24 protein-coding genes are annotated in these 16,951 nt (G+C 37.8%); all 24 read left to right on the top strand.

Annotation, left to right across the window (positions count from 1 at the left end; all coding sequences use genetic code 11):
* The first annotated feature begins 5 nt into the window (after positions 1-5).
* Positions 6-329 carry a hypothetical protein gene (locus CHB72_RS02435; protein ID WP_089281287.1) on the top strand — a complete coding sequence of 108 codons (324 nt, stop codon included), beginning with the start codon at positions 6-8 and terminating at the stop codon, positions 327-329.
* A gap of 11 nt (positions 330-340) precedes the next feature.
* The gene (locus CHB72_RS02430; RefSeq protein ID WP_089281286.1) at positions 341-577 is read left to right on the top strand and encodes a hypothetical protein; all 237 of its coding nucleotides are present in this window, start codon (positions 341-343) and stop codon (positions 575-577) included.
* A complete protein-coding gene (locus CHB72_RS02425; protein ID WP_089281285.1) occupies positions 577-1,008 on the top strand; it encodes a hypothetical protein in 432 nt (143 codons plus the stop codon). The genes CHB72_RS02430 and CHB72_RS02425 overlap by 1 nt, the downstream gene beginning before the upstream one ends.
* Complete coding sequence (locus CHB72_RS26190; protein WP_176431148.1) at positions 998-1,174, top strand: hypothetical protein; 177 nt, start codon at positions 998-1,000, stop codon at positions 1,172-1,174. The genes CHB72_RS02425 and CHB72_RS26190 overlap by 11 nt, the downstream gene beginning before the upstream one ends.
* Positions 1,175-1,322: 148 nt before the next feature.
* The gene (locus CHB72_RS26185; RefSeq protein ID WP_176431147.1) at positions 1,323-1,484 is read left to right on the top strand and encodes a hypothetical protein; all 162 of its coding nucleotides are present in this window, start codon (positions 1,323-1,325) and stop codon (positions 1,482-1,484) included.
* A gap of 10 nt (positions 1,485-1,494) precedes the next feature.
* Positions 1,495-2,340, top strand: a complete 846-nt coding sequence (locus CHB72_RS02420) for a terminase small subunit (protein ID WP_089281284.1) — start codon at positions 1,495-1,497, stop codon at positions 2,338-2,340.
* Entirely contained in the window at positions 2,324-3,607 is a 1,284-nt protein-coding gene (locus tag CHB72_RS02415) for a PBSX family phage terminase large subunit (protein ID WP_089281283.1), read from the top strand. The genes CHB72_RS02420 and CHB72_RS02415 overlap by 17 nt, the downstream gene beginning before the upstream one ends.
* 12 nt (positions 3,608-3,619) lie before the next feature.
* Entirely contained in the window at positions 3,620-4,984 is a 1,365-nt protein-coding gene (locus CHB72_RS02410) for a phage portal protein (RefSeq protein WP_089281282.1), read from the top strand.
* Complete coding sequence (locus tag CHB72_RS02405; protein WP_089281281.1) at positions 4,984-5,169, top strand: hypothetical protein; 186 nt, start codon at positions 4,984-4,986, stop codon at positions 5,167-5,169. The genes CHB72_RS02410 and CHB72_RS02405 overlap by 1 nt, the downstream gene beginning before the upstream one ends.
* Positions 5,169-5,390 (top strand): hypothetical protein, encoded by a 222-nt coding sequence (locus CHB72_RS02400; RefSeq protein WP_089281280.1) that lies wholly within the window; start codon positions 5,169-5,171, stop codon positions 5,388-5,390. Before CHB72_RS02405 ends, CHB72_RS02400 begins: the two co-directional genes overlap by 1 nt.
* A gap of 8 nt (positions 5,391-5,398) precedes the next feature.
* The gene (locus tag CHB72_RS02395) at positions 5,399-5,632 is read left to right on the top strand and encodes a hypothetical protein (RefSeq protein WP_089281279.1); all 234 of its coding nucleotides are present in this window, start codon (positions 5,399-5,401) and stop codon (positions 5,630-5,632) included.
* The gene (locus tag CHB72_RS02390; RefSeq protein WP_089281278.1) at positions 5,632-6,531 is read left to right on the top strand and encodes a phage minor head protein; all 900 of its coding nucleotides are present in this window, start codon (positions 5,632-5,634) and stop codon (positions 6,529-6,531) included. Before CHB72_RS02395 ends, CHB72_RS02390 begins: the two co-directional genes overlap by 1 nt.
* A gap of 53 nt (positions 6,532-6,584) precedes the next feature.
* Entirely contained in the window at positions 6,585-7,214 is a 630-nt protein-coding gene (locus CHB72_RS02385; protein ID WP_089281277.1) for a DUF4355 domain-containing protein, read from the top strand.
* Between the two features lie 14 nt (positions 7,215-7,228).
* Positions 7,229-8,185: a major capsid protein gene (locus tag CHB72_RS02380; protein WP_089281276.1), complete on the top strand. Its 957-nt coding sequence runs from the start codon at positions 7,229-7,231 to the stop codon at positions 8,183-8,185.
* A 43-nt stretch (positions 8,186-8,228) separates the two neighbouring features.
* Positions 8,229-8,357, top strand: coding sequence for a hypothetical protein (locus CHB72_RS27675; protein ID WP_278277800.1), 129 nt, complete (start codon positions 8,229-8,231; stop codon positions 8,355-8,357).
* A gap of 11 nt (positions 8,358-8,368) precedes the next feature.
* On the top strand, positions 8,369-11,362 hold the full coding sequence (locus tag CHB72_RS02375; RefSeq protein WP_089281275.1) for a hypothetical protein: 2,994 nt from the start codon (positions 8,369-8,371) through the stop codon (positions 11,360-11,362).
* A 74-nt stretch (positions 11,363-11,436) separates the two neighbouring features.
* Positions 11,437-11,691: a phage head-tail connector protein gene (locus CHB72_RS02370; protein ID WP_089281274.1), complete on the top strand. Its 255-nt coding sequence runs from the start codon at positions 11,437-11,439 to the stop codon at positions 11,689-11,691.
* Positions 11,688-12,011 (top strand): phage head closure protein, encoded by a 324-nt coding sequence (locus tag CHB72_RS02365; RefSeq protein WP_089281273.1) that lies wholly within the window; start codon positions 11,688-11,690, stop codon positions 12,009-12,011. The genes CHB72_RS02370 and CHB72_RS02365 overlap by 4 nt, the downstream gene beginning before the upstream one ends.
* Entirely contained in the window at positions 12,008-12,403 is a 396-nt protein-coding gene (locus CHB72_RS02360) for a hypothetical protein (RefSeq protein WP_089281272.1), read from the top strand. The genes CHB72_RS02365 and CHB72_RS02360 overlap by 4 nt, the downstream gene beginning before the upstream one ends.
* Positions 12,404-12,808, top strand: coding sequence for a DUF3168 domain-containing protein (locus tag CHB72_RS02355; protein WP_089281271.1), 405 nt, complete (start codon positions 12,404-12,406; stop codon positions 12,806-12,808).
* A 14-nt stretch (positions 12,809-12,822) separates the two neighbouring features.
* Complete coding sequence (locus tag CHB72_RS02350; protein ID WP_089281270.1) at positions 12,823-13,419, top strand: major tail protein; 597 nt, start codon at positions 12,823-12,825, stop codon at positions 13,417-13,419.
* A gap of 37 nt (positions 13,420-13,456) precedes the next feature.
* Entirely contained in the window at positions 13,457-13,774 is a 318-nt protein-coding gene (locus tag CHB72_RS02345) for a hypothetical protein (RefSeq protein ID WP_089281269.1), read from the top strand.
* Between the two features lie 218 nt (positions 13,775-13,992).
* Positions 13,993-15,396, top strand: coding sequence for a phage tail protein (locus tag CHB72_RS02340; RefSeq protein ID WP_089281268.1), 1,404 nt, complete (start codon positions 13,993-13,995; stop codon positions 15,394-15,396).
* A gap of 209 nt (positions 15,397-15,605) precedes the next feature.
* Positions 15,606-16,730 (top strand): NUMOD1 domain-containing DNA-binding protein, encoded by a 1,125-nt coding sequence (locus CHB72_RS02335; RefSeq protein ID WP_089281267.1) that lies wholly within the window; start codon positions 15,606-15,608, stop codon positions 16,728-16,730.
* Positions 16,731-16,951 lie beyond the last annotated feature (221 nt).

Below are 16,951 nucleotides of genomic sequence, written 5' to 3'. Positions count from 1 at the left end.
AGCTAATGGATACTCAAGAAATTCAAGAAAGATTTGGAATGAGTGGGATTGAAATAACAGAAGAAGAAGCAAGACAAACGCTAAAAACATTAGAAAAACTTGCAGAAGATTACAAAATTTTAACATCAGATGTTTGCGAAGTGCTTAATAAATTAATAAATGCATTACGCACATTTTTTAAAAGCAATACCCTTGAAGAATTAAATAAATTATTACTGGAATTCCAAGAAAGACCTAAAGCAATCCACGATACACCATATAGACCTAAAGTAATATTTCGGATATTATGCAACAAGCCGAGGATATGCTGCATTAGAAATCGATTGTAGGAGGAGTCTAAATGTGCTATAGAATGGAGTGTGTGAAACAGTGTGACGTATATAAGAAGCAAACTTGTCAGTATAAACTAAATAAAAAACAACTTGAATATAAAATGAGGATTAAAAGATATACCTGCATGGATTGCGGAGAGAAGATGATTAAGGCTAGATACGGAGGAATTGAGACAATGATTTGCACACATTGCAATCATATTTTGCAGGAGGTGCAAAGGGAGTACGGGAGGGGGATTGCATAATGAATAAAGGGATAAAAGCTTATATAGAATCGGAATTAAGATATTATAATCAAAGCAAGAAGGATTTAGAAGAAATACGGGAGGAGATTATTGAGAGTAGTCCAATAAACGACGGTACAGGGATAAGGAGTTGTAGCACAAGTGATACGGTGTGCAAAAAGGTAATACGATTAATTACAAATAAAAGGTTAAAAAGATTAGAGGAAACCATAAGAGCGATAGACACGGTATTAGATCAGTTAGATGAAACAAAACATAGGTTAATAGAAATGAAGTATTGGAGAAAGCCGAACTATCTGAACGATGCAGGAATAGCACATGAATTATGTATAGACAGAGTAACCTTATACAGATGGAAAGAAGGAATATTGCTAGCAATAGCAATCGAACTAGGGTTAGTAGAGGATAAGGAGATTAAAAATGAACATTAAAATTGATATGTCTTTACAAAAAGGTTTGTGTTTATGCCCTTACTGCTTAGGAACAGGCAAACTAAAAGCTATGCAAAATGCAATGACTTATGATGCGGGTACTATAAGATACAAAGATACGTTAGTTAAGTGCAATCATTGTAATGGAACTGGACTACTCAAGTAAAATTAAGTCGCATCACAATAAAAACCTGCAACAATCTTGCAACATTCAAGGGGGAAAAATCAAATATAATGATATTATAGAAAAATATGACATCCCCTAAACCTCATCGAGATAAATCGGTGGGGTTTTCTCTTATGGAGGAATAACCATGAAAAATCTTATAGATCAGTTAGATAAACAAGAAGAAGCTAAAGAGAAAAGGAAACAGAAGAAAAGTGAAAAGCATTTCTGCTTCAAATGTCCTTTTAGCAGATGGACAGGAATAAAGTACACATGCGGATACGGAGCAGGGTGTTATATGTTGGAATAGAGGTGGTGGTATGCCGAGGGCACCAGATTATGAACTAGCTGAAAAAGATTATATGCTAGGAATGAAATACAAAGATATAGCCGAAAAATATAATGTCAGCATTAACACCGTTAAGTCATGGAAAACCAGATATAAGTGGAGTAGAAAAGGTGTGCGTACAAAAAAAGAAAAAGTGTGCACACAAAAAGAGGATGCACCTATAGCTAAAGCTATTAAAAATATAGTCGAGAATGAAGAGGCAGAGTTAACCGATAAGCAAAGGTTATTCTGTCTTTTTTATGTAAAGTATTGGAATGCAACCAAGGCCTACAAGAAGGCATATGATTGCTCATATCAAGTAGCTAATACAAATGGCTCTAGACTGCTAGTAAAGGCTAGTGTTAAAAGTGAGATAGAGCGGCTAAAGAAAGAGATAAGAGAAGGATTTGCAATAGAACCCATGGCGATATTACAAAAGTATGCAGACATAGCCTTTGCTGATATAACTGACTTCGTTGAGTTTGGCAAGAAGCCGATTATAGTAGGCCATAGTGAAGATGGAACTCCTAAAGAGATAGAATTAAACTATGTAGACTTCAAGAATAGCACCGAGATAGATGGAACTTTAGTAAGTGAAGTTAAGCAGGGTAAAGAAGGAGTGTCCATTAAGCTAGTTAGTAAAGAAAAAGCATTTGAAAAACTGGAAAAATACTACGACCTTATTCCAGATACTTGGAAGCGTAAGATTGAGGAAGAAAAACTAGCTATCCAAAAGCAAAAGATTGAGGAAGAAGAAGGAACAACGGAAAGCGACGGTTTCCTAGAAGCTTTAAAAAGAGAAGTAAGCGAGGTCTGGAACGATGTTGAAGAAGATTAAACAAGCAGTATTCAAATTCAGACCATTTTCTATAAAACAGAAAAAAATACTTACTTGGTGGTTGCCTAATTCCCCTGTGAAGGACAAAGAAGGCATTATAGCCGATGGTGCTATCAGAAGTGGTAAAACACTTTCAATGTCATTGTCGTTCGTTATATGGGCTATGGAATCCTTTAATCAAGAAAATTTCGGCATGTGCGGAAAAACCATAGGCTCGTTTAGACGTAATGTTCTGTTTTGGCTTAAACTCATGCTAAAAGCCAGGGGATATAAGGTTAAAGACCATAGAGCAGATAATCTTGTTATTATCACATGCAATGGAGTATCTAATTATTTTTATATATTTGGCGGTAAAGATGAGAGATCCCAAGACCTCATTCAAGGTATTACACTAGCAGGTGTATTCTTTGATGAAGTTGCTCTAATGCCTGAATCATTCGTCAGCCAAGCTACTGGACGATGCTCTGTAGAAGGTTCTAAATTTTGGTTTAACTGTAACCCAGCTGGACCGTATCACTGGTTTAAAATTAACTGGATAGATAAGGCGAAGGACAAAGGATTAATATACCTTCACTTCACCATGGACGATAATCTAAGCCTTAGTGAGAAAATTAAAGAACGTTACCGCAGTATGTATTCAGGAGTATTTTTTAAGCGTTATATATTGGGACTTTGGGTAATGGCCGAAGGCTTAATATACGATATGTTCAACGAGGATATTCACAAGAAGCCTACTGAACCCCGGGAATACACTGAGTATTATGTGTCGTGCGACTATGGTACTTACAATGCCTTTGCATTAGGCTTATACGGAAAGTATAAGGGAATATGGTATAAGGTAAATGAATATTACTATGATGGACGAAAGAAAGGCACTCAAAAGACAGATGAAGAGTATTACCAGGAGCTAGAAAGCTTCATCGGTAAAATGAAGGTTAAAGGTGTAATAGTAGACCCTTCTGCATCGAGCTTTATTACCCTTATAAAGAAAAAAGGTAAATTCAGAGTAATCAAGGCTAAAAATGATGTACTGGAGGGTATTAGAAATATGGCTACAGCACTTAATAATAAAATATTGTTATTTAACGATTGTTGCGCGAACTCCTTTAGGGAGTTTTCTTCATATGTGTGGGATGAAAAGGCGGCAGAACGTGGTGAGGATAAACCTAAGAAAGAAAATGACCACACAAAAGACGAAGAGAGATATTTTGTTAATACAATTATGTTCAATAAAAAAGAGTTGAAAGCAGTACAAAGTCTGTATTAGGCAGGTGAGAGAATGCAAGAAATAATCAATAAACTAAATGCAGAAGCTGGCATGATAACAAGCGAGATTATAAAAGACATCATAGAAGATCATGCAGCAGAAGCGACAAGAACTAAGAAGCTATATGAGAGATACAAGGCAAGCAAAACAGGAGTACCAATATTCTCTAGGGAATTTGACAGCAATCAAGCTGCAAACAAGATCAATAACAAGATCAATAACGACTTCTTCTCTGAAATCGTTGATACGAAAACCGGGTACATGCTTGGAAATCCTATCAGTTATCAACTTGATAAGGCAGACAAAAAAGCGAAAACAGAAATTACCGACTTCAACCTGAGAAACAATATCGATGATTTAGACAGTGAGACAGGCAAATTAGCTACCATATGCGGAAAGGCTTATAGGCTACTATACATTGACAGCGAGGGCAAGGAAAGGGCTATGCTACTTCCACCTTGGGAAACTGTGTTGATATATGACAGGAGCATAAACGAGCCCCAATTCGGCATGAGATACTACACTATAAGCGACAATAGCACAGATAGGACTAGAGTAGAATGGTACAACAAAACAAATGTGACTTATTACATAGAGGTAGATGGAGTGTTTGTATTAGACACAACCGAATCAGTGAACCCACAACCCCATATGTTCGAGGATATCCCAATTATTGCCTTTCTAAACAACGAGGAAGAGCAAGGGGACTGTGATAAGGTACTAGCTTTGATAGATGCATATGATAGGGCTTTATCAGATGTGAATAGCGAAATAGAAGCGTTTAGATTAGCGTATATGGCCTTCTATGGAGTTGAGCCTACACTTGAAACAATAGAAATAGCTAGACAAACAGGTGCATTTGGATTTCCAGAAGGAACAGACGGGAAATTTTTAACAAAAGACTTAAACGATTTACCTGTTGAAAATCATCTTAACAGGCTAGAACAGAACATATTAAGGTTTGCTAAAAGTGTTAACTTTGGCGATAAAGAATTTGCTGGAAATAGTAGCGGTGTGGCCTTAGGGTACAAACTGATGTCGCTTGATAACAAAGTATCTACTGCTACAAGGAAATTCTCAACAGGACTAAGACAACAATTCAAGGTATTGGCTACAGCATGGGCCACAAAGGGTATACAGTTAAATTACCTTGATGTATTTTTTGGTTTTACGCCTAACTTACCGACTGATTATGCGGCAGAAGCTGACACGACAGGTAAATTAAAAGGGTTAGTATCGGAGAAAACCAGAATAGGACTTCTTTCTTTTGTGGACGATGTCGGGTTTGAGCAGGAAGAAATGGCAAGAGAAAGTCAAAGCATGGTTGATTTAGATGATTTTGAGGACGATGAGGACGATGAGGGGGATGAAGATTAATGGAATATATTAAAAGAAAAACTGAATACCTGGGTGAATATTCAATAGAAAAAGAAGAAATATTCAGAGGTGAGGTTAAAGAAATTATTGAATTACTCAACAGTATGGCAAAGGAGTCAGATGAAGAAAAATTAATAATACACTGCGGAAATGGGGAAACCGTCACATTGGATGGTGATGAATAATGGCTGCAGGAAAGACAGAACTAGCAATTAAAAGGTGTTCTGAATGCGAAAAGTTCAATATTGGAATTCAAATATATAATTCATTCAGTTGGGCATCGCCTGACAAAGTAATTGGATTTGACAAAGAAACCAATGAAATCACAATCAACGAAAAGCAGTTAATGAATATTGTTAGGATGGTTAATCCATATCAAGCGGACAGAAAGATAAGGTTAAAATAGGTGATTCAATGGCGGCTATTTCTCATGTAAGAGGACATCCCATAACATTTATAAACAACAAATGGGCTTACAATGATACACTCAAACCTATAAATGGAGAGCAAAGACCTTGTGCAAAATGTAATTGCTATCCTACTAAAGAAGGTTATGATGCTTGCTTAGGTCATGTTGCTGGAGCAATACATGCGTGTTGTGGGCATGGGATAGAAGAAAAATATATAATATTAGAAGGTGATAGCTAATGTCACTAGAAAAGTATCTCAAGCAAGCAGATAAAGCACTAGACAGAAATCAACTAAGCATTGAAAAGCAGATTGCACAGTATTACGCTCAATCACTCAAAGAAATCAGAAGTCAGATTGCTACTCTTGAAGCTAGAGGAATCTTCAATCAATCAGATATGTTCAAATACAATCGATTGACAGGACTAGAGGAAAACATATCAAAAGAGATAAGCAAGCTCACAGGAAAGACAGCAAGAACCTTGCAAAATGGACTAGGTAGCTTATATAAGGAATCATATTACCGTTCTGCCTTTGGATTTGAAAAAACGGTTAATGCAAAGTTAAGTTTTACTCTATTAAATCCTAAGGTTATCGAGCAAGCTGTTAAAAATCCTTTAGATAGGATAGGATGGTTAGCAAGAAACCGAGTCAATCAGCAGATACTAGCTAGGCAAATTAAAGAAGAAATAACTCGAGGCTTACTGCAAGGAAAAGGCTACAGGGAAACCACTAAGGCAGTTAAAGAGAGAATGGACGTAGGAGCAACTAATGTATTGAGAATTGTTAGAACTGAATCTCAACGTGTGCAGAATCAAGGCAGACTGAATTCAATGGAACATGCTGAATCAAAGGGAGTTAATATGAAAAAGCAATGGGTGTCTGCTATTGACTCTAGAACAAGAAACTCTCACGGCACCGCAGACGGACAAATTGTCAATATAGACGAACCGTTCATCGTTGGAGGTGAGGAGCTTATGTATCCAGGTGACCCAGCAGGTACAGCCTTCAATGTGGTCAACTGTAGATGCTCAATGATTAGTGTCATAGATGGATATGGCGCTAGTTTTAGGCGAGTAAGAGGTGAAGGTATAGTGCCTTACACTACATTCGATGAATACATGGATAATAGATTTTAATATTATGCACTCTCCGGCTAGAACGGTTGAGGGCACAAACAGGAGGAATAAAAATGTCGTTAGAAAGACTAAGAGAAATAGTTGAGCAAAACAAAGAAAACAAAGAAATCCAAGACTACATTAAGGGGTTGAATCCAATTACACCTGATGGAGTTAGCGCATATCTGGAAAGCGAAGGTGGGAAAAAGCTGTTACAACCAAAATTGGACAGTACAGTGACCAAGGCGATTGAAACTTGGAAAGCTAACAACCTTAGTAAACACGTAGAGGAAGAAATTGGCAAACGATTCCCCGGAGAAACAGAAGAACAAAAGAAAATAAGGGAATTAACACAACAGTTTGAAACCTTGAAGCAAGAAAAAACTAGAGAATCCTTAACGAATATAGCGATTAAAGAAATGACAGCAAAAGGATTGCCAATAGAATTAGCTGACTATCTAATAGCCAATGATGAAGATACCACAAAAGCCAACTTGACAAAGTTAGAGCAAGTATGGCAAACAGCAATAGCGGCGGCGGTAGAAAGTAAGTTTAAGGATAATGGCAGAGATCCGCACAAGAGTAAAGAAGGTTATCAAGGTGTAAACCCTTGGAAAAAAGAAACTTATAATTTGACTATGCAAGCGAAGTTACTCAAAGAGGACCCAACACTTGCACAGTCCTTGAAAGCACAATCAAAATAATAGGAGGAATTTAAATGGCAGCTACAAAAATAGCTAATGTAATAGTACCAGAAGTATTTAATCCATATGTAATCGAAAGAACAGCAGAGTTATCCGCAGTACAGGCAGCAGGAATAATCGAGAATAGCCCGGAGTTAGATGCACTAGCAACAGCAGGTGGTAAGTTAATTAACATGCCTTACTGGAAAGACTTAACAGGGGCAGACGAAGTATTAAGTGATGCAGCATCACTAACAGTTAATCCAATCACATCCGGCAAAGATGTTGCAGCCTTATTAATGAGAGGAAAAGCCTGGGGAGTAAATGACTTAGCAAAAGCGTTAAGTGGTGACGATCCTTTGAGAGCGATCGGAGATCTAGTTGCGGAGTACTGGGCTAGACGTAGACAAGCAACATTGTTTTCTACTCTTAAAGGTGTGTTTGAAGCCGCATCAATGGCAGGAAACAAACATGATATATCTGGCTTGTCAGGAGCATTAGCGGTAATCGGCGGCTCGACTGTTATTGATGCGGCAACAAAATTAGGGGATGCAGCAGACAGCTTGACAGCACTTGCGATGCACTCTGCAACCTACGCAAAGCTACAAAAAGACAACTTAATTACTTTTATTCCTAACTCTCAAGGGGTTGTAAATATACCTACCTACATGGGAAAAAGAGTTATTGTTGATGACACTTGCCCGCAAGCAGCAGGAGTTTACACTACTTACCTATTTGGTCAAGGTGCTTTCGGTTTAGGGAATGGAGCCGCACCAGTGCCAACTGAAACAGATCGTGATTCATTAGCAGGCGAAGATATATTAATCAATAGACAACATTTTGTATTGCATCCTAGAGGCGTAGCTTTCCAAAATGCATCGGTAGCAGGTTCATCTCCTACTAACGCAGAGTTAGAGAATGAAGCCAATTGGTTGAGAGTTTACGAAAATAAAAATATCAGGGTGGTTTCCTTTGTTCATAAATTAGCTTAATAATTGGGGCAGAAATGCCCCTTATTTTTTAAGGAGGTACAGCATGGGATTAGCGAGTTTCAACAGGCAGAGAAGAGAATTAGAAAGTAAAAATATCAAAAAGAAAACTGAAAAACAAGAAAATAAAAAAGAACAAAAAGAAACACTAGTTAAAAAAAATAAACAAAACTAGGAGGTGATTATATGTCTTATAAAAAATACCCCCCTGCAATAAAACAATCTACAATAGCAAAAGGTACGGTTGTCGTGCCAGCTACCGGGCAATTTAGTCAGGAAGTAACGTCTAAGTTGACAGAAATGGCAGGTGGTAATTTATTTATTTCTTCTGGGACAATAGTTAAGCCAACATTAACATATAACACAGGAGAAGGAACTGTAACTCTCGGAGTTGGGAAATATAGATTATTTCACACAGAAGATTTTACTGGAAATATAACAGAGCATGATCTAGATGGCGGTACATTCTCATTAGTTGAAGGCTATACAAGATACTTAGTTGCGAATTATAACAATGGTTCACCAATTGTACAGTTGATTTCTGATTTGAGCGTGATTGATTTTTCTAGTGTAACGCCAATATACACAATATCAAGATTTGGAGATTTACAATCTGGATTTTCTGCTATAGACTGGGGCGAAACTGGAAGTGGCTTATCAAGCAAATTGCTAGTTAGAATTATAAAAACACAAAGGTTTGCAAGACAAGAAGGGTTGTCTATTTCGATGGATACAAGTTTAAATTTGACTATATCTGCCGGTAAAGTTTGGAATGGTGTTTATTTAAAGTCATTTGAAGATGCAATATCAAATGTAGACGAATGTTTTTTGCGAGTTTGGAACGGTACTAGTTGGGACAGAAATCCTGCAACTACTGTAAATAATACTCAATATAATAGTGAAGCAGGGCTAGTCAATCTTACAGATGGAAATTATGCTGTTGTTTGGATATATAGAGACATGGGAACAGATAAAAGAATTCATATGTTCCAAGGTACGGGCGATTATGACTTAAATGAAGCAAAGGCGAGTCAAGTACCCAGTAACATACCAGCAGTATTTGGCACAGATACCTTGCAAGTAGGGAGGATAATAATTCAAAAAAGCTCAACAACACCTACACAAATAGATAATGCATGGGACAGTACATTTACACCCAGCGCAGTATCAAGTCATGGTGAATTGACAGGATTGTCTGGAGGCCATGATGGAACATACGACCATTTGCCAATATATAATGAAGATGACCCTATTCTTATGGTTGATAAATTTAATAATTATGTTCGCGCAGGTGGAAATCGTAATGATTATGTACAATTAGATGTTAAAAATACTAATAATGGGACAAGTGCAAGTGCTGATTTAGTGGCAAGCAATGATATTTCAACGGAGAACTCAAATTATGTTGATTTGGGTATTAACGGCTCTATGTATAGTGACCCGGATTTTAGCATTGCTGGTGCAAATGACGCGTATCTATACTCAAGCGATGGTAATTTAACTGTTGGAACAAAGGCTGCAAATAAAGATGTAGTTATTCACGCAGGCGGCACGTTACTCACTGATGAATGTGCGAGGGTGAAGCCAAGTGGCGAAACAATTATAAAAGGCAACGTTCAATCACTCAATCTCAGAGAGCATGGCAATGTAAATGTCGCAGTGGGTAGTACGGCAGGTAATACTACTGGCACAGGTATACACAATGTATCTATAGGTGCAAATGCTAGTAATAATCTTACAACAGGGGCAAACAGCGTGGCGGTTGGTACAAGTGCGAATCGTTCGTCAACTACAGCAACGGGTATTGTAGCTATTGGTCCGAATTCCCTTCGCGCTAATGTTAATGGTAATTTTAATATCGGCATTGGTGAGAGTGCTTTGCGTGGCAATGTTTCGGGGCAACATATTATAGGTGTCGGTACAAATGCTGGTAGATATTTAGCAAATGGCACGACTGCTAGAGAGACTGGCGATAACGGTGTTTATCTTGGGCGTGAAACTAGAGCATCCGCTAATAATACAACTAGAGAGGTTGTAATCGGGGCGAATGCTATCGGCAACGGTAGTGACTCGGTAACTATCGGGGCAACGACTAACGCTAAGACCATTATAAATGGTAATACAGGTATAAAAACTGATGACCCACAAGCCACACTACACATGGTCGGGTCGGTGGTAAGCAATAAACACCTTGACACACAAGCACAACAAACTGGCTTTGTGATGGAAGGTAAGGAAGGTAGATTCCAAGTCATTGCCGATGATTCTGGTTCAGGTGGTGCTGGTTTACAGCTTACCAATGCACCTTCTAGTGGCAATAACGCTCACTGGCACATAAACCACGTAGGAGTAACGCTTGGCGATGGGTTACTATTTAGACACTCGACAAGTAACGCAACAGGGCTTGATACCTACACGACTTCTGGTTTTGTAAATGCAATGTACCTAAGAGAAAACGGAAACGCTGGTTTTGGTGGCAACTTAACACCTTCTCACACGGTTGACGTAGATGGTACAATGAGGGTTACAACCAGTGTTAGAACGCCTGTAATAAGACCTTTAGCTGATGGCGTGTCTGCTATAAACATAACAAAAGTAAACGGTACAACGTCTGTAATGAGTATTGATACGACTAATAACAGGGTAGCTATCAATACAATAAATCCAGCAAGCCCGCTTGTAACAAAAGGTACAACAACCGATGGGACAACCAAGATTGTTGATTTACTAAATAGTGCTGATACATCCGTAATGAGCGTTGATACTGCGGGTAATACAATCGTATCTGGCGAAGTTACTACTGTAGCGACAGGAAAATTAAAAAGAGTTTCAGATGGTGTATGGGTAACTGCGACTAATACAGTTGAGTATTTCTCGCCAAATCAACACGGAGGAATTCATGGTACTGTTTACCGAAAGTATTTCAGTGTCGCGGCTAATGGCTCATTAGGTGGCACAACAACTATCGCTCTAGGTGTTACACCAGTTCAAGTTTTCGGTGTTTGGGGTTCGGTAAACGAGCATGGTGCAACCCGAAAGTATCTAATACCAACAGGTAATGCGTCTAGTACGGACAATAAATCAATAAACGCAAATGTAGTAGTTTCAAACCTTAATCTTGTTGGTAACGATAATTTAAGATGGGGTTCGGGAATTTGCTGGATAGATTACACAAGATAAACAATATCCTTGCGGTGGAGGTTAACCGCAAATAAAAATTAAGATTGTAATGACTTTAGGGAGGTGGTGATTAGATGACAGACGAACAAATTAAAGATGCCCTAACGGATTGGGTTAAGGATTATTGCAACAATGATTTTATAGAGGATGAAGTTGAAGTTTTACCTGGTGGTGTTTTATTGTTTTTAAATCAAGCGGTAGAGTTTACTAAAAAACAAACAGGTATCACCTCGGAGAGCCTGGGAGATTATTCCGTATCATTCGAAACAGATTTTCCTGCATCTATGTTGAAACTATTATCACCATATAAGAGGGTGAAATTTCTATGATAGGAAATATAGAAAAATACTTCGAACCCATAGAGGTAGAAAGATTTCAAACTGTATTAGATGAATGGGGAAATCCTACGAAGGACTATGGTCCCCACATAACCATACAAGGTAGAATTAGGCAACTAAATACCGATGAGAGAATATCAGCCGACAAAGAAACTGTATTTACTACCCACAGACTATATTGTTTTCCGGCAGATATTAAGGCAACTGATAGAATGACTTATAAAGGAAAGACATACGAGGTTAAGGGTGAGCCTAACGATGTTATGAATTTTGGTAGACTCATGCAAATTGAGTTAGAGGTGGTAGAATGAGTCTAAAATGGCATGGAAATAAAATAAAGCAAGCTGTTAAAGAAGGTAAAAAAACAGGATTAACCAAATCTGCTATCGTGGTGCATGGTCAAGCTGTTTTATTGGCAGGAGTTGATTTGGGGTTACTTAGAAACTCTATATCATGGTCTGTTGGTGGTAAAGTTGATGGATTAAATTCTCATGGCGGGATTAATAAAGCATCACCTTCTGACGGTGTTACACCTAATAATAACGAAGAAGAAGCTGTTATAGGTACTAATGTTGTTTACGCTCCTGTGCAAGAATATAAACACAATCCATTCCTAAGACCAGCTATAGATTATAATCAAGATAATATAAAAAATATAATTGGTAAAGAAATAGCAGATGCAGTAAAAAGGGCAGGTGGTTAGATGGAGAATGCAATTAGAGACTATTTAAGGGAGCATACGGACATAAAGACTATTGTGGGTACCTATACAGTGGGTAGCGTTACTTATGCTAAGGTATATCAAGGAATAGCACCACAAGGAACTCCTGCTCCTTATGTAACCATTAAACTAATATCTAAGCCACGTAGACAATTTGGTGCTAGGCAGTATAGATTCCAATTCTCTTGTTATTCACCAGCATACGGACAAGCAAAGGCTATAGCAAAAGCCATAGAAACGGCCTTAGAGGATATGGATGGACTAAGCAATATATTTGCTGTCTACCCGGAAAACGAAGTAGATCTTTATGAAAATGATACAAACTTACACCACATCCCACTGGATGTGCTTTTTATTGCTTTAGAAAAACCAATATTTAACGAATAGGAGAGTGATTGAAAATGTCTAATGTACCTGTAATAGGATTAGATATGTTCCATTACACACATGTATTAACGGATAGTGCATCAGCACCAACAACCTATGATGATGCTGTCCATGTTCCAAATGTAACAGCAGCTAATATTAATTTTAATGGTGAAGTCGCTACATTCTTTGCCGATAATGGGCCAGCAGTAGTTTACTCACAAATCGGTGAGGTAGAAGTAGAAATATCAATCGCAGATTTACCACCTGAGGATTATGCTTTCCTTATTGGTGCTAATTATGAAGATGGCTTAGTGGATTTAGATACATCTGCCAGTGCTCCTGATGTAGCAATTGGATTTAGGGCACAAAAAGCCAATGGTGCATATAGATATATGTATCTGTACAAAGGCAAATTTTCTGTACCTAATGCAGAACATGAAACAAAAGCTGATACAGTTAATTTTCAACCCCAAACAATAACGTTCAAGGGTGTCCAAAGGGCAAGTGATAGCAAAGTATTTAGAAGAATTGACAGTGACGATACTAATTTACCAAGTGGTGTAACAGCAACTACATTGCTAACTGACTTTTTCGCAGATCCTGACTATACACCAGTAGTAATTCCATAGGGGCCGTAGTGCCCCTTAAATTTTAAGGAGGAATATTATGTCGGAAATGAAAACACCAACAATTACAATAGATAATAAAACGTATAAAGCTAAAGCAAGAGGTAAAGTGTGGAGAAAGCTATTGCAACTTAAAAATTCGATACATGAGCAGGATTCAGAGGAAGGGTTAAACGAAATGTACGAGTTTTATGTGATTTGCTTCAATGACCCTGCTGTGACACTTGAATCTATAGAAGAACATATCGAACTAGACCAAGTTTACGGCCTGTTTGCAGAATTAGGTCAATGGACAACTAGAAAAATAACCGGCAAGATGGCAGAAATCCCAAACAAGGAAACCCCGATGGAGGAATAGAACACCTATCGGGGTATCAACAATGTATTTATCTATATCAACAATTTTCTAAGTTGTACGGATGGACAGAATCTGAAATTGACAATACAGAATTAGACACACTATTCGATTATTTGATAGTGTCTAGCTTGACAAATGAAGAATACAAGAAAAACAAACCTAAGTATATAGACGAAATTATGTAGACCTAATGGTCTTTTTTAATTTGCCTAAGGGAGGTGATTGCTATCGCAACAGTAGGTGAATTAGCTTTAAAAATTATTGTAGATGATAAGGGGCTAGATAAGGGTATAGGCAATGCAGAAAATAAGTCGAAAAATTTGGCTAAAACATTCGGTACAGTAGCAAAGGCAGCAGCAGGAGTAACAGCTGGTATAATTGCAGCAGGTGGAGCAATGTTCGGCATGGCAAAAAAAGCGGCAGATGCTACTGATAGGGTAGACAAAATGAGCCAGCAACTAGGAATGACTAGACGAGGGTTCCAGGAATGGGACTTCATAATGTCGCAATCTGGTGCAAGTATTGACAGTATGGGAGCAGGAATGAGATCACTCACAAATGCAATGACAGGAACTGGTGCTGGTGCTGCTGCCTTAGACAGACTAAAAGTTTCTACAACTACTCTAAACGGGGAAATGAAAACTCAAGAGCAACTATTTGAAGATGTTGTAATTGCCCTACAAGGCATGGAAGAAGGAGCAGAAAAAGCTAAATTGGCTAATGAATTATTCGGTAGAAGTGGACAAGAATTAATGCCGCTTTTAAATGGTGCAGCCGGAAGTGTAGAGGAAATGAAGCAACGAGCGGAAGAATTAGGTTTAGTGTTAGGTGATGAAGCCATAGATGCAGGAGTGTTATTTGCGGATACTATGGACCAAGTAAAAAGAAGTCTTGGGTCGGTGGCTACACAAGTGGGAGTTGCGGTTATGCCTGTAATACAAAGCTTGTTAGAATGGATATTGGAACATATGCCTACTATACAGGCGGTTTTTTCTAAAGTATTTGGCGTAATTGAGACAGTAGTCACTACAGCTATAAATATATTCAATGATTATTTGATGCCTGTTTTCCAAATGATATTCGATTGGGTACAGGAAAACATGCCCGAAATACAAGAAACTTTTTCAAGTGTATTCGGCATTATAGGTGACATAATAAAAGCATTTGTTGATTTAGCTATGGTTTTATGGAACGCATTTGGTAAAGACATTATGAAAGTAACGGAAGTAATATGGAAAACAATATGGAAAGTAATAGAGAATGTGCTAAATGTAATCAAAGGAATATTAGACTTTTGGATAGGACTATTCACAGGTGATTGGGACAGGATGGCAAAAGGCATAGAGAGTATATGGAGTGGCTTGTGGAACACTATAAAAACTATTGTTAGTGGCGCGTGGAGTGCTCTGTCTACTGCTTTTGCAAGCCTATACAGAAACATAACAGGGTGGTTCACAGGCGTAGCGAAAGATGCTTACAACTGGGGAAAAAACATGATTAAAGGCTTCGTGGATGGCATAAAAAGTATGGGCAGCGCCGTATCAAAAGCGGCGAGTGATACAGTCAAAAAAGCGGCAGATTACCTCAAGTTTTGGAGCCCAGCTAAATTTTTGGCGTGCTAGGTGGTGACATCTAGTATTATTATCCCTCAAAATCGGTGGAAATCTAAATTAATTATTGGTAAAAAAAGTTGCGAATATGATATAATATATATGTAGGATAGATAAGGAAGTCATGAGCCTTGTCGAAAGGAAGTTTTCCGACCTTCCTTCCTACATATTAAAAATTAAATAGTCGGAAAAAATAAAGCCTAGTCGGAGGGTGTTTTGTTATGGAAAAAGAGAATAAATACTACGTTTATGAATGGTATATAAAAGACACTGAAGAAGTTTTTTATGTAGGAAAAGGTAGTGGCTATCGCATCGGTCGAGAAAAAAGAGAAAATAAATACTTTATGGATATGAAAAACTCACACGATTGTCATTATAGAAAAATACATGAAAATCTTTCCGAAGAACAAGCACTGCAAATAGAAATGAAAACTATAAAACACTATAGGGAAAATACCAATTTCCGAATAACCAATATACTTGATGGCGGGAATCAACCTCCTGTACACGTGGGGAAAAATAACCACAATAGTAAGAAGGTAGTCCAATACACCTCGCAAGGCGATTATATCAAAGAGTATGATTGCATAAACCAAGCTATTGCAGAAACTAAAATCACAGGTATTAGTTCTTGTGCAAGGGGCGAAACTACTCATGCGGGTGGCTTTTTATGGGCATATGATAATAATATCCCAAAGATACCTAGTAAAATGTATAGACCTAACAGACCTATAGTGCAACTAGATATAGAAGGGAGATACATTGATACTTTTAGAGGGTGTATGGATGCAAGTGTTAAAACAAATATAACACATTCTCAAATATCAGATTGTTGCTTAGGCAAACAAAGCAGTTGCCATGGATATGTTTGGCTATTCAAAGATGATTACAAATCAATCGTAAACATTGAAAATTTCATTAAAGAAAGATTCAGACAGAAAAACAGTAAGAGAATAGTAGCAATCAATAAAGAAGAGGAAGTTTTTAAATACGAATCTATAAAAGAAGCATCTAAGGCCTTGGGAGTAAAACAACCTTCTATCTCAAACTGCCTTACTGGAAAAAATAAAAGCTGCAAAGGTTATGTGTTTTTATATGAATATGATTACGAAAAAAACATAAACAATATACATGAGATTGTCGAAGAAAGGATTCTTGGCAGATACACGAGGATCGCACAGCTCACCATGGATGGCAAGTTGGTTGCTATACACAAAAACACTAGGTCGGCAAAAGACTTCGATCATAGCAGTATTTCAAAATGTTGCAGAGGAAAAGCAAAGCATTACAAGAAGTTTAGATGGCAATATTATAAAGACTTTAAAAACCAAATCTATTTAAACTAAAAGAGTGGATTCGCAACCTACTCTTTTTTTAATACCAATAATTAACATGGCAACACCGAGGTAATCGTAGGAACTAAAAAGCCTACGACACCGTAGAGAGTAGAGATTGAACCTGCTTATGCAGAATAAAATATCTCCACGAGTGAGGGACTACTCAATGAGTAGAAAATGTACTCCGACCTTGCGGGAAACCGTAAGAAGTAGAGGATAAAGAGCCTTTA

The organism is Anaerovirgula multivorans (genome assembly GCF_900188145.1).
Taxonomy (GTDB): domain Bacteria; phylum Bacillota; class Clostridia; order Peptostreptococcales; family Natronincolaceae; genus Anaerovirgula; species Anaerovirgula multivorans.
This window is presented reverse-complemented; position numbering and strand designations above follow the sequence as displayed.

Bases quoted from the DNA above. Each gene is read 5' to 3' on its own strand.
- CHB72_RS02430 (WP_089281286.1), top strand. From the start codon at position 341: ATGTGCTATAGAATGGAGTGTGTGAAACAGTGTGACGTATATAAGAAG.
- CHB72_RS02410 (WP_089281282.1), top strand. From the start codon at position 3,620: ATGCAAGAAATAATCAATAAACTAAATGCAGAAGCTGGCATGATAACA.
- CHB72_RS02350 (WP_089281270.1), top strand. From the start codon at position 12,823: ATGTCTAATGTACCTGTAATAGGATTAGATATGTTCCATTACACACAT.
- CHB72_RS26190 (WP_176431148.1), top strand. From the start codon at position 998: ATGAACATTAAAATTGATATGTCTTTACAAAAAGGTTTGTGTTTATGC.
- CHB72_RS27675 (WP_278277800.1), top strand. From the start codon at position 8,229: ATGGGATTAGCGAGTTTCAACAGGCAGAGAAGAGAATTAGAAAGTAAA.
- CHB72_RS02390 (WP_089281278.1), top strand. From the start codon at position 5,632: ATGTCACTAGAAAAGTATCTCAAGCAAGCAGATAAAGCACTAGACAGA.
- CHB72_RS02405 (WP_089281281.1), top strand. From the start codon at position 4,984: ATGGAATATATTAAAAGAAAAACTGAATACCTGGGTGAATATTCAATA.
- CHB72_RS02375 (WP_089281275.1), top strand. From the start codon at position 8,369: ATGTCTTATAAAAAATACCCCCCTGCAATAAAACAATCTACAATAGCA.
- CHB72_RS02365 (WP_089281273.1), top strand. From the start codon at position 11,688: ATGATAGGAAATATAGAAAAATACTTCGAACCCATAGAGGTAGAAAGA.
- CHB72_RS02395 (WP_089281279.1), top strand. From the start codon at position 5,399: ATGGCGGCTATTTCTCATGTAAGAGGACATCCCATAACATTTATAAAC.
- CHB72_RS02380 (WP_089281276.1), top strand. From the start codon at position 7,229: ATGGCAGCTACAAAAATAGCTAATGTAATAGTACCAGAAGTATTTAAT.
- CHB72_RS02420 (WP_089281284.1), top strand. From the start codon at position 1,495: ATGCCGAGGGCACCAGATTATGAACTAGCTGAAAAAGATTATATGCTA.
- CHB72_RS02385 (WP_089281277.1), top strand. From the start codon at position 6,585: ATGTCGTTAGAAAGACTAAGAGAAATAGTTGAGCAAAACAAAGAAAAC.
- CHB72_RS02400 (WP_089281280.1), top strand. From the start codon at position 5,169: ATGGCTGCAGGAAAGACAGAACTAGCAATTAAAAGGTGTTCTGAATGC.
- CHB72_RS02355 (WP_089281271.1), top strand. From the start codon at position 12,404: ATGGAGAATGCAATTAGAGACTATTTAAGGGAGCATACGGACATAAAG.
- CHB72_RS02425 (WP_089281285.1), top strand. From the start codon at position 577: ATGAATAAAGGGATAAAAGCTTATATAGAATCGGAATTAAGATATTAT.
- CHB72_RS26185 (WP_176431147.1), top strand. From the start codon at position 1,323: ATGAAAAATCTTATAGATCAGTTAGATAAACAAGAAGAAGCTAAAGAG.
- CHB72_RS02360 (WP_089281272.1), top strand. From the start codon at position 12,008: ATGAGTCTAAAATGGCATGGAAATAAAATAAAGCAAGCTGTTAAAGAA.
- CHB72_RS02370 (WP_089281274.1), top strand. From the start codon at position 11,437: ATGACAGACGAACAAATTAAAGATGCCCTAACGGATTGGGTTAAGGAT.
- CHB72_RS02415 (WP_089281283.1), top strand. From the start codon at position 2,324: ATGTTGAAGAAGATTAAACAAGCAGTATTCAAATTCAGACCATTTTCT.
- CHB72_RS02335 (WP_089281267.1), top strand. From the start codon at position 15,606: ATGGAAAAAGAGAATAAATACTACGTTTATGAATGGTATATAAAAGAC.
- CHB72_RS02435 (WP_089281287.1), top strand. From the start codon at position 6: ATGGATACTCAAGAAATTCAAGAAAGATTTGGAATGAGTGGGATTGAA.
- CHB72_RS02345 (WP_089281269.1), top strand. From the start codon at position 13,457: ATGTCGGAAATGAAAACACCAACAATTACAATAGATAATAAAACGTAT.